We start from the raw sequence: 15,018 nt of genomic DNA, 5'->3' as shown, positions 1-15,018 counted from the left end.
GTTCCGGGGGCCGGGCGGGTTCCGCCGTCGCCCCCGCGCGCGGGACGCCCGCCACGCCCTCCGGAACGTCCACGTACCGCGCCCGCAGCCACTCCCCCAGAGCCTTGGCCTGAGGGTCGAAGCGGTGCTGGGAGGCGACGCCGGTGCCGAGGATGCCCTCGACCACGAAGTTCACGGCGCGGAGGCCGGGCAGGACATGGCGGGTGACGGGGAGTTCGCGGGTCTCGGGGAGCAGTTCGCGGAACCGGTCGACCGTCAGCTCGTGGACGAGCCAGCGCCAGGCTCCGTCGGTGCGTACCCACACCCCGACGTTCGCGTCACCGCCCTTGTCGCCGCTGCGGGCCCCGGCGAACGTCCCCAGGGGTACCCGTACTAGTACCTGAGAGGGAGGCGGCAGATCGGGGAGCGGCGGCTCCGGTGCCGGTTCGAGTGCGGTGGTACGGGTGGGTGGGGGTACGGCGATCCGCCGCCCGTCGTCGAGGACGGCCACGTGCTCGACGTCCCCCTGAGGTATGTACGCCGCCTCGAAGACCCCGTACGGCGCCCCGCGCCCGGGCGGCGCGAGGACGTGGAACCCGGGGTAGCTCCCGAGAGCCAGCTCGACGACGGCGCCGGACAGGGCACGCCCGACGGCTTCCTCCCGTGCGTCCCGTACGACCAGGCGCAGTACGGCACTGGCCTCCTCCTCGGTCCCGGCGTCGGCCCGGTCGGTGCGGACGAGGTCCCAACGCACCTCGGCGGGACGGGACTTGCCGAAGGCGTACGTCTCCGTCTGCTCCCGCACGAGCGCGGCCTTGGCCTCGATGTCGAGCCCGGTGAGCACGAAGGCGACCTCGTTGCGGAAGCCCCCGATCCGGCTCAGCCCGACCTTGAGGTCCGGCGGCGGCGCCTCCCCCCGTACCCCGGTGACCCGGACCCGGTCGGGCCCGTCGCTCTCCAGGACCACGGAGTCGAGGCGGGCGGTCACATCGGGCCCGGCGTACCGGGCGCCGCCCGTCTCGTACAGGAGTTGGGCGGTGACCGTACCGACGTCCACCAGACCCCCCGTACCGGGGTGCTTGGTGATCACGCAGCTGCCGTCGGCGTGGAGTTCGGCGAGGGGGAAGCCGGGACGGCGTACGTCGGCCTCCCGGAAGAAGGCGTAGTTGCCGCCGGTGGCCTGTGTCCCGCACTCCAGGACGTGCCCGGCGACGACCGCGCCCGCGAGCCGGTCGTACTCCTCGGGCCCCCACCCGAAGTGCGCGGCGGCGGGCCCGGTGACGAGCGCCGCGTCGGTCACCCGCCCGGTCACCACGATGTCGGCGCCCTCCCGCAGGCACGCGGCGATCCCGGACCCGCCGAGGTAGGCGTGCGCGGCGAGCGTGTCCGGGAACCGCCCGCGCAGATCGTCCCCCTCGACGTGCGCGACCCTGGCCGGAATCCCGAGCCGCCGCGCCAACTCCCGTACGGCGTCGGCGAGTCCGGCCGGATTGAGCCCGCCGGCGTTGGTGACGATCCGCACCCCGCGTTCGTGTGCGAGGCCGAGGCAGTCCTCCAGTTGCCGCAGAAAGGTGCGCGCGAACCCGGCGCCGGGGTCCTTGAGCCGGTCCCGACCGAGGATGAGCATGGTCAGCTCGGCGAGGAAGTCCCCGGTGAGGACGTCGAGTTCGCCTCCGGTCAGCATCTCGTGGAGGGCGTCCAGACGGTCGCCGTAGAACCCTGAGAAGTTGCCTATCCGGAGGGTCACCCGGCCTCCCCCGTCTGCCGTTCGGTGGTCTCCGCCTTCGGCGGGCGGCCCCCTCCGGGCGGCCCCGCGAACACCTGGGCGACCCCCAACCACTGCTCTGCCTCCGGCCCTTCGGCGTCGAGGGCGAGGTCGTCGCGGTGGGCGCGCTGGGTGACGAGGAGGCAGAAGTCGAGGGCGGGGCCGGTGACCCGCTGGTCGGCGCCCTCGGGCCCGTACGTCCACAACTCGCCGGAAGGGGAGGTGAGTTCGACGCGGAACTCCTCGAACGGCGCCGCCAGCCCGTGCACGCCGAACGCGAAGTCCCGTGTCCTGACGCCGAGTCGGGCGATGTGGCGGAGCCGGTCGGTGGGGACCGGCGTGACGCCGAGCGCGTCCGCGACGTCCAGGCCGTGCGCCCAGGTCTCCATCAGGCGGGCGGTGGCCATGGACGCGGTGGACATCGGCGGGCCGTACCAGGGGAACCGTCCCCGCTCGGGCGCCGTCCGCAACACCTTCTCCAGCGCCTCGCGTTCGGCCCGCCAGCCCCCGAGCAAGCGCTCGGGCGGGCGTTGCGCGCCGGCCCGCGCCCCGTCGTCCACGAAGTCGCCGGGCGCCACGAGCGCCTTCTCGACCTCGCGCGAGAACGCGTCCTGGTCGGTCATCGCCAGCCGGGCGGAGCGGTCCGTCCAGGCGAGGTGGGCGATCTGGTGGGCGATGGTCCAACCGGCCGCCGGCGTCGGGAGTTTCCACTGCTCGGGGCTCAACTCGGCTACCAGCCGGTCGAGTTCCTCGCTCTCGGCACGCAGGTCGTCGATGACGGGGGTGGGGTCGGCCATGGGGCGAGCATGGCAGCGGGGATGAAAACAATCAAGCATGCTTGCATGGATTTTGGTCGCGACGGCAGCCCGGGGGCGCCCGGTAGCAAGGCCGGTCAACACCCCCGGGCCGCAAGGACGTTCAGTTCGTCTCCCGGCCGCGGGGCCGGTCAGCCCACCTCCGCAGCCGCCTCCGCCAGCACACCGACCGCGTCCAGCCGCGGGATCACCCGCATGCAGTGGACCGCCTGCTCGGCACCGAACGCCCGCTGCTCCTCGGTGACCGTCGGTTCGACCGCGCAGTCGGCCTGAACTCGCACGTAGTTCAGGGCAGTTGCGAAGAGCATGGAGAACGACCGCGTCCCCCTGATCACGCCCGGGCCACCGGCGGCGCGGTACGCCCGGACGATCCGCCGAGCCCTCCCGGGGTCCGGCTCGTTCGCGCCCGACCAGATGAACAGGGCGCGCGCCAGCTCCTGTTCGGCGGAGATGGGGCCGGCGTTGTCCCAGTCGAGCAGGACCGGTCCGGCGGGGCCCACCAGGACGTTCTGCGGCTGGAAGTCGAGGTGCGACATCACCAGGCCGGCGTCACCCGCGGGTATCACCCAGGCGGACAGCTCAGGTACTACGCCCTCGACGAAGCGGTCCAGGTCGTCGGCCCACGCGAGCCCCGCGCGCCGTACCTTCTCGCCGAGTTCCTTCCACTCGGCGTCGTCGGGGCAGCGCTCGTACCAGTCGTTCACCGGACCCTCGGCGCCCGCCCCCGCGCGGTGGACGATCCCGGCCGTCCGCCCGAACCAGTCCAGGACCGCCGGGTCGGAGGGGTCGGCCGCGCTCCCCTCGACCCAGTCGTACAGCTTGACCGCGGAGGACTCCAGGCGGGTGACGTGGGCGCCGTCGCGGTTGGTGTGCAGGCGGGGCGCCGAGATGCCCAGCTCCTCCGCCGCGTCCCGGAGTCCGGCCTCCTTGCGGACCTGGTCCTCGTCGCACCCGAACAGCATCTCCTTCACCGCCCAGGACGATCCGGCGCCGGTCAGCCGCCAGATCTGCCCGAGAGCGCCCCGGGTCACCGGGGTGACGGTCCAGGGGCCGGGGCCGAGGGAGTAGGCGTCGGCGATGGCTGCGGCTTCCACTGTCCTGGTGGGTGTGGGCATGAGCGCCGACTGTAGTTCGCGTAGTACGCGCGGGGTACGGGATTTTCGCGGCCCGAGGGGGATGCGGTCGAGGGCGGGCAGGTCACGGCCGTATCGACGCCCGGTCGGATTATGCCCCGGAATTGGTCAATACCTTTCCAAGTCCTCTTGGCCCGGCCCTGGGTGTGGCAGTTCACTGCGCCGCATGAGAGTCGAACGAACCACGAGAACCAGAGCCCCGGGCCCCTCGGGACCCACGATCCGTCCGGGCCGGGCGCTCACCGTGCTGGCCACCACCGTCGCCGCGCTCGGCCTGTCGCTGGGCAGCGCCTCCGCCGCCGGCACGCCGGTCCCGGCGAACGGCACACCGGCCGCCGTGCCGGTCTCCGCCAGCACGCCGACCGCCACCACGCCGACCACCGCCGTACCGCCCGAGTTCGGCACCGACTACCACGACCCCGTCACCGCCGCCCCGCCGATCGCGACCCCGCACACCAGGTCGTGCTCGGTCACCGTCGCGCAGGCCCGGTTCAAGGACTTCACCCCGTACACCGGCACCTACACCCCGCCCAACGGCTGCGGCGCGCCCGGCAGTTGGGCCAAGGTCGTGCTGCGCCTCGACGGGAGCGTGCAGGGCAGGCAGTTCGACCGGCTCGGCTATCTGGACATCGGCGGCGTGCAGATGCTCCGCACCTCGACGCCCGAGCCCTCGCAGGACGGCATCGACTGGTCCGTCGAGAAGGACGTCACCCAGTACGCGCCCACCCTCAGCACCCCGCAGTCCGTCGACATGCTCATCGGCAACGTTGTCGACGACACCTACACGGGCGTCCTGAACGTCAAGGTCACTCTCACGTTCTACGCGTCTACCCCTGGAGTACGGGTCTCCGGGCCCGACCGCGTCATCCCGCTGAGTGACGCCGACCGTGTGACGACAGGCGCCTCGCTCACCGTGCCGCGCAACTCCGAGCGGATCCTCGCGGAGGTGTACGCCACCGGGTCGGGCGGCGGCTGCGAGGAGTTCTGGTACTCGGCGGTCACCCCTTCGGCGTCGTACTCCTGCAAGGGCGGGGACGACGGGCCGTACCGCGAGGTGCGGATCAGCGTCGACGGGAAGGTCGCCGGGATCGCGTCCCCGTACCCGAACGTGTGGACCGGCGGCTGGTCCCCGTACCTCTGGTCGGTGATCCCCTCGCCTCACTCCTTCGACGTACGACCGCTGGTGTACGACCTGACGCCGTTCGCGGGAGTCCTCAACGACGGCAAGGCGCACAAGGTCGACGTGTCGGTGATCGGGGTGCCGGCCGGGCAGACCGGGTGGAGCGCGCCGACGAACGTCCTCGTCTGGCAGGACCACCACAAGGCGGTCGTGACCGGAGCCGTCACGTCGTACCGGCAGAGTGGTCCTCAGGTCGTCAATCACTACACCGACGGATCGCTGCGGCACCTGGCGACCGACGGCTCGGACCGGCTCAAGGTCACCGGGTACGTCGACACCTCGCACGGCCGGGTCACGACGACGGTCGAGCGGACCGTAAGGACCGCGATCGACCACCGGTGGACGCCCGACGAGAACACCGACGACCAGACCGGCACGTGGACCGACCACCAGGCCGTCACCACCGGCGGGCACGTCTCCCGCACCGACCGCGCCTACACGCTCGACGGCCGCGCGACCATCGACAGCGCCAACCGGCTGCGCGTGATCATGTCCGTCGGCGACCGCTCGGCCGTCGGCGCCACCCGCGTCGACGACGAGTACCGCGGCGACGCGACCTTCACGCTCGGCGTACCCCGCGAGCAGCGGCACGCCGTGGCCACGACGAGTGAGCGGTACCGGGTCCGGGGGCCGGGGGTCCGCTACGACCACACCCTCGCGACCGAGCAAGGGGTCCTGACGAAGGACGTACAGCGCTACTGAGATAGGGGGTACCCGGGAGGGACGAGTACGAGTACAGGGACGAAACGGGGACGGGTACGGGGTCCCGGCCTCCTCTCCTCGGTCGTCCCTCTCGGGTACTACCCGGGTACACCGGCTGAGGGACGGCCGGCCGCCTCAGCCGGTGGAGGCTCCGGAGCCGCCGGAGGCGCTGAGCTTGCCGGAGGCGCCGGGCGCGTCCGGCACCTTCGCCCTCCCCCTCCCCACCTGCGTACGTACCGCCCCCATGCTCGCGGCGATGACGAGCGCGATCGCCAGCGCCTGGAGCGAGGTCAGGGCCTGGTCGAGGATGAGGAACCCGGCCCCCGCGGCGATCGCGGGTTCGAGGCTCATGAGGATCGCGAACGTGGAGGCGGGCAGGCGGCGCAGCGCGAGGAGTTCGAGGGTGTAGGGGAGGACGGAGGAGAGGATCGCGACGGCCGCGCCGAGGCCGACGGTCGCCGGGTGCAGCAGCTTCGTACCCGCCTCCGCGATCCCGAGCGGCAGGAAGAGGACGGCCCCGACGCCCATCGCGAGCGCGAGCCCGTCCGCCTGCGGGAAGCGGCGGCCCGTGCGGGCGCTGAAGACGATGTACGTCGCCCAGGCGACGCCCGCCGAGAGCGCGAACGCGACACCGGCCGGGTCGAGGCTGTCGAAGCTCCCGCCGCCGAGCAGGAAGACGCCGGCGAGGGCGAGGGCCGCCCAGACCGCGTTCACCGCGCGGCGGGAGGCCAGGACCGAGAGGGCCAGCGGGCCGAGGACCTCCAGCGTGACGGCCGGGCCGAGGGGGATGCGGGCGACGGCCTGGTAGAAGAGACCGTTCATGGTGGCCATCGTGGCGCCGAAGACGATCACCGTGCCCCAGTCCGCGCGCGAGTGGCCGCGCAGGCGGGGGCGGCAGATCACGAGCAGCACGACCGAGGCGACCACCAGCCGCAGCGTCACCACGCCGAGCGCGCCCGCCCTCGGCATCAGCAGCACGGACAGGGCGCCGCCGAACTGCACCGACACGCCGCCGGCCAGCACCAGGCCGATGGGCCCGAGGGGGGTGGTACCCCGTACCCGTCCCCCGCCAGGGGTACCGCCCCAAGTGCCGCCCTCACCTCGGAGGGTTCCGGGTACGCCGCCAGTAGGGGTCGCGATCGTCGGTTCAGGGGTGGTCACTGGCGGTCCCGGTGCTCGGCGAGTTCATCGTGGTGCACTTACAAGTCCACGGTAATGGACTTGGTCAGGCGTGTGAACCGGGTTTGCCGCTGTCTCGGAGCGTGAGATGCCTTCAGTCGCCGGGCCGGAAGAGGTGACCGTAGTAGGGGTGGTTCGTGTCGTATGCGGTGTAGGGGTTGGGCTCGGGGGCCGGTACGGGAGCCGGTACGTCATACCCGTAGCCCCCGGACTCGTAGGCCCCGTACCCGTAGTACCCCGCTCCACCCGTGTCACCGGGGTAGTACCCCTGGCCTACGCCATCGCCCACCCCCGCCTCCGCCGCTCCCTCCTCCAGGAACACCGGCATCCGTAGCTCCCCGGTGTCCATGACGGCGTTGTTCTGCGAGCGGTGCAGCCGGGAGTACGCCCCGCCGCGCGCGAGCAGTTCCTCGTGCCGCCCGGTCTCGACGACCCGCCCCCGGTCGACGACGAGGATGCGGTCGGCGTCGGGCGCGAGGTTGAGGTCGTGGGTGATCATCAGGGTCGTCCGCCCGGCCATCAGCCGACGCAGCGGCTTGACCACCCGGCGTGCGGACATCGCGTCGAGCCCGGTCGTCGGCTCGTCGAGGACCAGCACCGGGGAGTCCCGCAGGATCGCGCGGGCGATGGCGAGCCGCTGGAGCTGACCGCCGGACAGGCGTGCGGTGCCGGGGTCGATCCGCGTGTCGTACCCGTCGGGGAGGCGTACGACGAAGTCGTGGGCGTCGGCCGCGCGTGCCGCCGCCTCGATCGCCTCGTCGCTGGCGCCGGGCCGGCCGCAGGCGATGTTGGCGCGGACGGTGTCGTGCAGGACCAGCGTCTCCTGGGGGAGGAGGGTGACGTACTCCCGCAGCCGGGTGAGGGCGAGGTCCCGCAGAGGTGTGCCGTCGAGGCGTACCTCTCCGGTATCAGGGTCGTAGAACCTGAGGAGGAGCTTCGAGACCGTGGACTTCCCGGCGCCGCTCGGGCCGGTGACGATCACCAGCTCGCCGGGGCTGACGTCGAAGGAGAGCCCTCGGAGGGCGTCGCGGTCCGCGCCGGGGTAGCGGAAGGCGACGTCGCGGACGGTGATCGCGCCGTCGGGGCGGCCGGTGTCGGCGGCGTGCCGAGGGTCGGCGACCGACGGCCGTACATCGAGGATCTCGATCAGCCGCTCGGCGCCGGCGGTGGCCGCCGTCACCGTGAGCCCGAGCTGGGCGAGGCCGCGCACGGGCGGGTAGAGGTAGCCCAAGAAGGCTGCGAACGCGAGGAGTTGACCGAGCGTCATGCGGCCGGTGGAGATCTCCCAGGTGCCGACGCCGATCACCGCAAGCACGCACACGGTCTCGATGACCTGGACGAGCTGCTCGTACGCCTCGTTCAGCCGGGTCGAGCGCACGGAGGCGCGGAACCACGCCGTCGCCTCCTCGTGCAGCCGCCGCCGCTCGGCGTCGCGGCGGCCGTACGCCTGGGTGAGGACGATGTTGCCGAGGGACTCCTCGACGACGGAGGTGATCGCGCCGTCCGCGACCCGGCCCGCGCGGGAGACGTCCTTGATGGAGCCGGAGAAGCGGCGGGCCGCGAGCCAGAACAGGGGCGCGAGGACGAAGGTCGCGGCGGCCAGGTCCCAGCGCAGCCAGAACGCGGCGGCGGCGTAGAAGAGGGCGCTGAACCCGGCGGAGGCGGCGCCCACGAGGCCGGACACGACGAGTGTCTCGATCGCCTCGACGTCGCTGGTGAGCCGGGACAACAGGTCGCCCTGGCGGTGGACTTGGAAGAAGTGCGGGGGCAACTGCTGTACGTGGTCGAAGACATGCTCGCGCAGTCTCATCACGAAGCGTTCGGTGGCCCAGGCGGCGAGGGAGTTGCCGGCGTAGGCGACGGCCGCGCCGACGACCGCGACAGCGAGCCACTTCGCGGCGGGGGCCCAAAAGGCGTTCAGGGAGCCCTGGTTGAGGGCGTGGTCGGTCAACTCACCGAACAGCAGCACGGCTTCGGTCTCGGCGAGGGCGGCGAGGACGGTGCAGACCCAGACGAGCAGCAGCCAGGTGCGCAGTCCTCTGGTCAGCGGCCAGAAACGGCGGAACGCGACCCGGGGCGGAATGGTCGGGGTGCCGTACGCGTATTCTTCGGCGTCCGAATCGATATCGAGATCATCGATCCCCGTATTCTTGCCGGCCATGCGACACGCCCTTTCCCCACCGTCGGCCCGTCATCGGCAAATGAATCGAAAAAGGGCCGACGGTGCACCACCGGCCCTTTTTCAAAGTTCAGCTCGGGATCAGTTGTCCCGGCCGGGGATCGGCTTGGGGGCCGGCGGAACCGGGCGCTTGGCCTTGGGCTTCGGCTTCGGCGGGGGCGGGAGCTGCTTCGACTTGGGCTTCGGGGGCAGCGGGGCAAGCTTCTTGAAGCTCATTCCGACTCCTAAGGGGGATTGCGCTGTACCTTCGATTTCGTCGAATTCCGCGTCCGGAACCCGATACCGAGGAACTTACACGGCTCCCTTGTTCAGAGTCGGCAAAGTTGGCAAAGAGGCGCTGTGAATACCTTTGAAAAAGCTGGGCATTTCGTCGGAGCCGCCCAGCCGATTCACAGAGTGCCTGGTCAGCCGCGTCCGTCACGCGGCCCGAACGTCTCCAGCGCCAGCGTGTCCGTGACCCGCGCGTACAGATAGGTGTCCGCCCACTCGGCGATCCCCGGGTACGCGCACGCGGCGACCAGCCGCGTAACGGCTCCCGGCACGTCGTACGGCGTGACCCGTAGGTCCACCCCGGGCCCGAGCAGGCACCAGTGCGCGCCGGACCGGCCGTACGGCATCCCGACGCTGCCGGGGTTAACCACCAACTTGCCCTCGGCGAGGCGGAGATACGGCATGTGGGTGTGCCCGCAGACAACCGTGCGTACGGCGGGGTCGAGCCCGGCGAGGACCTCGCGCCAGCGGGCCGGGCGGGAGTCGACGAGGACGACTTCCTCGTCGTCGCGGGGAGTTGCGTGGCAGAACAGGGTCGCGCCCAGCCCGGCGACGGTGAGCGTGAGGGTCGCCGGGAGGGCGGCGAGGAAGGCGACGTGCTCCTCGGTCAGCGCTCGCGCGGCGAACGGGCCGATGGGGTCCGGGATTTCGGCGCGCAGGCCGCGCCGGTACTCGACCAGTTCCCGGTCCGCGTTGCCGGAGACCCACAGCACGCGGTCGCCCTGCTCCCTCAACAGATCGATGACCTCGGCGGGTTGGGGTCCCGCCGCGATATCCCCGGTGAGGACGATCCGATCGGCAGCGGCGACGTCCGGTTCGGCGAGGACCGCTTCGAGGGCGGGCAGGACGCCGTGGATGTCGGACAGGACGGCGACCGACTCGGCTTTCCCGTACGCCGACTCGGCTCCCCTGTACGCCGACTCGGCTTCTCCGTACGTCACTTGGCGCCCCCTTCGTCGTCCAGCGCCTCGGCGAGGACCTCCGCGAGGTGCCTGCCCCGCACCCCGGCCAGCTGCTCCAGCTGGGTCCGGCAGGAGAAGCCGTCGGCGAGGACGACCGCGTCCTGCGGCGCCTCCCGTACGGACGGCAGGAGCTGCTCCTCGGCGCAGGCGGACGACACCTCGAAGTGCCCTTTCTCGAAGCCGAAGTTACCGGCGAGGCCGCAGCATCCGCCGCTCAATTCCCCGCTGAGACCGGCGACTTCCCGCAGCCGCCGGTCGGCCGCGTCGCCGAGCACCGCGTGCTGGTGGCAGTGGGTCTGTCCGACCACCGGCCGGTCCAGCCGGGGCGGCGTCCAGTCGGGGGCGTACTTCTCCAGCGCCTCCGCGAAGGTGAGCACCCGGGCGGCGAGCCGTGCGGCGCGCGGGTCGTCGGGGAGGAGTTCGGGGAGGTCGGCGCGGAGCGCGGCGGCGCAGCTGGGTTCCAGGACGATGAAGGGCGGGAGCGGCAAGTCGTCGTCCTCGTCCGGAAGTTCATCGAGTTCATCGAGTCCGCCGAGACCGTTGAGCGCGTCGAGTCCGCTGTCCCGCGCCTCCTCCAGCAGCTCCCCCTCCCGCACATCCCGCGCATCGTCGGCCGAGATCAGGTACGGATCCAGCAGATCCAGCGTCGCCCGCAGCACCTCCCGCGCCCGCTCCAACTGCCCCGTGGAGACGTACGTCAGCCCGCAGCACACCTTCCCCCGCCGCACCGCCCACGGCGCCGCCCCGCCCTTCCACCGCACGGTCGGCGGCAGCAGGACCGTCATCCCGGCCGCCTCCAGCACCCGAACTGCCGCCTTGCCGACAGCTGGTGACAGATGGTCAGTGAACGTGTCCGGCCACAGCACGACCATCTGCCCGCCCCGCCGCCACTCGACGGGAGCCCGCCGCTCGGCCCGAGCCCGTTTCAGCGCCGCCTTGAACCGCCGCAGCCACCACCGGCTGAACGTCTCCGACGCCACCCGTGGAATCCCCCGCTCGGGCGCGACGCCCCCGACCCGCTTCCCCAGCGCCGCCAACGGCCGTACGGAGGCAAGGGAGTTGACGAGCGGAGCGGTCCGGGTCCGGGCGATCCACCGCAGCCACTGCGGCAGCCGTCCCATGCTGTAGTGCGCGGCCGGACGCCGTCGCCCCTCGTAGTGGTGGTGCAGGAACTCGGCCTTGTAGGTGGCCATGTCGACGCCGACGGGGCAGTCCGAGCGGCACCCCTTGCAGGAGAGGCAGAGGTCGAGGGCGTCGCGGACCTCCGTCGACCGCCAGCCGTCGGTGACGAGTTCACCCGCGAGCATCTCGTGCAGGAGCCTCGCGCGTCCCCGCGTGGAGTGGGCCTCCTCGCCGGTCGCGCGGAACGACGGGCACATGACGGCGGGGCCGGACGCCGTCGTCGTACGGCACTTGGCGACGCCCACGCAGCGGCGTACGGCGGCGGAGAAGTCGCCGTCGTCGGCGGGGTAGCCGAAGACGACGGGGACGGGTTCGCGGGGCAGCGGTGCGAAGCGGAGGTTGGTGTCGAGGGGTGCGGGGCGGACCAGCATGCCGGGGTTGAGGAGGTCGTCGGGGTCCCAGAGCGCCTTGACGCGTTCGAAGAGGGTGACCATCTCCACCCCGTACATCCTGGGTAGTAGTTCCGCGCGCGCCTGGCCGTCGCCGTGTTCCCCGGAGAGGGAGCCGCCGTGGGCGGTGACGAGGTCGGCGAGCTCCTCCGAGAAGCGGCGGAAGCGGGCGATGCCGGGGCCGGTGAGGAGGTCGAAGTCGATGCGGACGTGGATGCAGCCGTCGCCGAAGTGGCCGTAGGGGGTACCCCGCAGCCCGTGCGCGGCGAGGAGGGCGCGGAAGTCGCGCAGGTAGGCGCCGAGGCGGGCCGGGGGTACGGCGCAGTCCTCCCAGCCGGGCCACGCCTCGCGGCCGTCCGGGGTCCTCGTCGCCGTACCGCTCGCGTCCTCCCGGATGCGCCACAGGGCGCGCTGTCCGGCGGGGTCGGTGACGACCACCGCGTCGACGGCGTCGGCCGCGCGGACGATCGCCTCACCCCGTACCCGTGCCTCGTCCGGGGTGTCGCCGCCGGTCTCGACGAACAGCCAGGCACCGCCGCGGGGCAACCCGTAGCTCTCGGGTACGAGGTCGGCGGCCATACCCTCGACCGTCAACGGCCCGTACGGCAGCAGCCCGGCCGCCGCCTCCGCCGCGTCGCCCTCGTCCCCGTACCCCAGGACGGCGAGGGCCCGCGCCCGGGGTGCCTCGACGAGGCGGACGGTGGCCCGGGTGAGGACCGCGAGGGTGCCCTCGGAGCCGCAGTAGGCGCGGGCCGTGTCGGCGCCGTTCTCGGGGAGCAGGGCGTCCAGGGCGTACCCGGAGATGCGCCGGGGAAGTTCGGGGAAGCCGGTGCGCAGGCGGGCCAACTCGGTGTCGACCAGTCGGCGTAGTCCTTCGGGGCTGCCCGACCAGTCCCTCCCCAGGGTGAGGCGGGCGCCGCGCGCGGTCACGACGTCCAGGCTCCGGACGTTGTCGGCGGTCGTCCCCCACGCGACCGAGTGGGAGCCGCACGAGTTGTTGCCGATCATGCCGCCGAGGGTGCAGCGGCTGTGCGTGGAGGGGTCGGGGCCGAAGCGCAGGCCGTGCGGGGCGGCGGCGTCCTGGAGGCGGTCGAGGACCAGTCCCGGCTGGACCACGGCGGTACGGGCGGCGGGGTCCAGGTCGAGGACGCGGTTCAGGTGCCGGGTGAAGTCGAGGACGACGCCGGTGCCGGTGGCCTGCCCGGCGATGGAGGTACCCCCACCCCTGGGTACTACGGGTACCCCGTGCTCCCGGCAGATCTCCAGGGCGGCGATCACGTCGGCGTCGTCCCGGGGAGCCACGACCCCGAGGGGGACCCGCCGGTAGTTCGAGGCGTCCATGGTCACGAGGGCACGGGAGGTGGTGTCGAAGCCGACGTCGCCTCGCAGGGCCGCGCGCAGATCCGCTTCCAGGTTCGGCATGGGTACAGGAAATCAGGCCGGGCGCCCGGGGGCAGGGGTCCGGACGTCCAAGATCCTTCAAGGCGGTGCCGCGCGTAGTACCTGGGAGGGACCGGTACTGCCCCCTGCCCTGACGTCCACACGGTGTCTCACCGGACGGACCACGTTTCGCTCACGTTTCCCGTAACGGCTACCCTCCCCCCGTGGCTGAGATCCGGATTCCCTCTGACATCAAGCCCGCGGACGGTCGTTTCGGCGCGGGTCCCTCCAAGGTGCGGATCGAGGCGCTGGACGCCCTCGCCGCCACCGGTACCTCCCTCCTGGGTACGTCACACCGACAGGCCCCGGTGAAGAATCTGGTCGGTGAGGTCCGCGAGGGCATCTCCGCGCTCTTCTCCCTGCCCGAGGGCTACGAGGTCGTCCTCGGCAACGGCGGCTCGACCGCGTTCTGGGACGTCGCGACCCACGGGCTGATCGAGAACAAGTCGCAGCACCTCACCTTCGGCGAGTTCAGCTCGAAGTTCGCCAAGGCGGCCAAGCTCGCCCCCTGGCTGGCCGAGCCCACCGTGATCTCCTCCGACCCGGGCACCCACCCGGAGGCTCAGGCGGAGGCGGGTGTAGACGTGTACGCCTTCACCCACAACGAGACGTCGACGGGTGTCGCGGCGCCCATCAAGCGCGTCGCGGGTGCCGACGAGGGCGCGCTGGTCCTGGTCGACGCCACCTCCGGCGCGGGCGGCCTCCCGGTCGGCATCGCCGAGACGGACGTCTACTACTTCGCCCCGCAGAAGTCCTTCGCCTCCGACGGCGGCCTGTGGATCGGCGTGTTCTCCCCGGCCGCGATCGAGCGCGCCGAGCGCGTCCACGCCTCGGGCCGGCACGTCCCGGAGTTCTTCAGCCTCCCCACGGCGATCGACAACTCCCGCAAGAACCAGACGTACAACACCCCCGCGCTCTCCACCCTGTTCCTGCTGAACGAGCAGCTCAAGTGGATCAACGGCCAGGGCGGCCTCGCCTTCTCCACCGCCAGGACGAAGGACTCCTCCACCCGCCTCTACACCTGGGCCGAGGAGTCGAAGCACGCGACGCCGTTCGTCACCGACCCGGCGAAGCGCTCGCAGGTCATCGGCACGATCGACTTCACGGAGGACATCGACGCCGCCGCGATCGCCAAGGTCCTGCGCGCCAACGGCATCGTCGACACCGAGCCCTACCGCAAGCTCGGCCGCAACCAGCTGCGCGTCGCCATGTTCCCGGCGATCGACCCGGCGGACGTCGAGGCCCTCACGAAGTGCGTCGACCACGTGATCGAGAACCTCTGACTCCCTTGCCGCACGGCGTAGTTGTCCGCCGCGCACAGGTACGACGCTGAAGGGCGCCCGGTGAACTCCGGGCGCCCTTCGCGCAGTTCAGGTCGCCGTACAGGTCAAGGCCGGCGTACTGCCCCCGCCGGGTGCGGCACCGAACCCGAAGGTGGCCGAACTCCCCGCGGACAAGGCCCCGTTGTGAGCCGCGTTGGCGGCGGTCACCGCCGCGCCGCTCTGGGTGTACGACGCGTTCCACATGCTGGAGATCTGCTGCGAGCCGGGGAAGTTCCAGGCGACCTTCCACGACGAGATGGCCGTCGTCCCCGAATTCACCACTTTCACCTCGCCGTTGAAGCCGCCGCCCCAGTCGCTGGTGACGGCGTAGGTCGCGGTGCAGGCGGCGCTCCCGCCACCGCCTCCGCCGCCCCCACCGCCACCGCTCCCGCCGACCGGCGGGAAGGCCGGCGCCTTGACGCTGGCGAGGTAGCCGTCCTTCACCGTGTCGACGGTCTGCCAGTCGTCCTTCAGAATCCCGCCGGTGTCACCGGCGTTGGGCTTCCACGACCAGAACGTCC

General features: G+C 72.0%; 11 protein-coding genes. 2 read left to right on the top strand and 9 right to left on the bottom strand.

Annotated features, from left to right (window positions below; translation table 11 throughout):
• From AOK24_RS06000 to AOK24_RS05990, 3 genes are all read right to left on the bottom strand, one after another.
• A partial coding sequence (locus AOK24_RS06000) for an acyclic terpene utilization AtuA family protein (RefSeq protein WP_063799402.1) occupies nucleotides 1-1,726 on the bottom strand: 1,726 nt, incomplete at its 3' end.
• Nucleotides 1,723-2,541: a TIGR03084 family metal-binding protein gene (locus tag AOK24_RS05995; protein ID WP_055719005.1), complete on the bottom strand. Its 819-nt coding sequence runs from the start codon at nucleotides 2,539-2,541 to the stop codon at nucleotides 1,723-1,725. The genes AOK24_RS06000 and AOK24_RS05995, both read right to left, overlap by 4 nt.
• A gap of 149 nt (nucleotides 2,542-2,690) precedes the next feature.
• Complete coding sequence (locus AOK24_RS05990) at nucleotides 2,691-3,674, bottom strand: phosphotransferase enzyme family protein (RefSeq protein WP_055719004.1); 984 nt, start codon at nucleotides 3,672-3,674, stop codon at nucleotides 2,691-2,693.
• 184 nt (nucleotides 3,675-3,858) lie between these two features.
• Between AOK24_RS05990 and AOK24_RS05985 the strand changes: the two genes are divergently transcribed.
• Nucleotides 3,859-5,574, top strand: a complete 1,716-nt coding sequence (locus tag AOK24_RS05985; RefSeq protein ID WP_240553685.1) for a peptide-N4-asparagine amidase — start codon at nucleotides 3,859-3,861, stop codon at nucleotides 5,572-5,574.
• A 135-nt stretch (nucleotides 5,575-5,709) separates the two neighbouring features.
• Here AOK24_RS05985 and AOK24_RS05980 read toward each other — a convergent pair whose 3' ends face one another.
• The 5 genes from AOK24_RS05980 to AOK24_RS05965 form a co-directional block, all read right to left on the bottom strand.
• Nucleotides 5,710-6,735 carry an EamA family transporter gene (locus AOK24_RS05980; protein WP_079056690.1) on the bottom strand — a complete coding sequence of 342 codons (1,026 nt, stop codon included), beginning with the start codon at nucleotides 6,733-6,735 and terminating at the stop codon, nucleotides 5,710-5,712.
• A gap of 112 nt (nucleotides 6,736-6,847) precedes the next feature.
• Entirely contained in the window at nucleotides 6,848-8,914 is a 2,067-nt protein-coding gene (locus AOK24_RS05975; protein WP_055719001.1) for an ABC transporter ATP-binding protein, read from the bottom strand.
• A 99-nt stretch (nucleotides 8,915-9,013) separates the two neighbouring features.
• A complete protein-coding gene (locus tag AOK24_RS52220; RefSeq protein ID WP_262414499.1) occupies nucleotides 9,014-9,148 on the bottom strand; it encodes a hypothetical protein in 135 nt (44 codons plus the stop codon).
• 188 nt (nucleotides 9,149-9,336) lie between these two features.
• Nucleotides 9,337-10,068 carry a metallophosphoesterase family protein gene (locus AOK24_RS05970; RefSeq protein WP_055719006.1) on the bottom strand — a complete coding sequence of 244 codons (732 nt, stop codon included), beginning with the start codon at nucleotides 10,066-10,068 and terminating at the stop codon, nucleotides 9,337-9,339.
• A 71-nt stretch (nucleotides 10,069-10,139) separates the two neighbouring features.
• Nucleotides 10,140-13,157, bottom strand: a complete 3,018-nt coding sequence (locus AOK24_RS05965) for an FAD-binding and (Fe-S)-binding domain-containing protein (protein WP_055719000.1) — start codon at nucleotides 13,155-13,157, stop codon at nucleotides 10,140-10,142.
• A 182-nt stretch (nucleotides 13,158-13,339) separates the two neighbouring features.
• Between AOK24_RS05965 and serC the strand changes: the two genes are divergently transcribed.
• Complete coding sequence (serC, locus tag AOK24_RS05960) at nucleotides 13,340-14,458, top strand: phosphoserine transaminase (protein WP_055718999.1); 1,119 nt, start codon at nucleotides 13,340-13,342, stop codon at nucleotides 14,456-14,458.
• An 87-nt stretch (nucleotides 14,459-14,545) separates the two neighbouring features.
• On the opposite strand, the gene AOK24_RS05955 is transcribed toward serC, so the two are convergent.
• The coding region (locus AOK24_RS05955; protein WP_206191151.1) for a cellulose binding domain-containing protein at nucleotides 14,546-15,018 on the bottom strand (473 nt) is incomplete at its 5' end.

This window comes from Streptomyces niveiscabiei, from assembly GCF_001419795.1.
GTDB classification, from domain to species: domain Bacteria; phylum Actinomycetota; class Actinomycetes; order Streptomycetales; family Streptomycetaceae; genus Streptomyces; species Streptomyces niveiscabiei.
The sequence above is the reverse complement of the archived record's forward strand: the minus strand, read 5'-3'. Positions and strand labels throughout refer to the sequence as shown.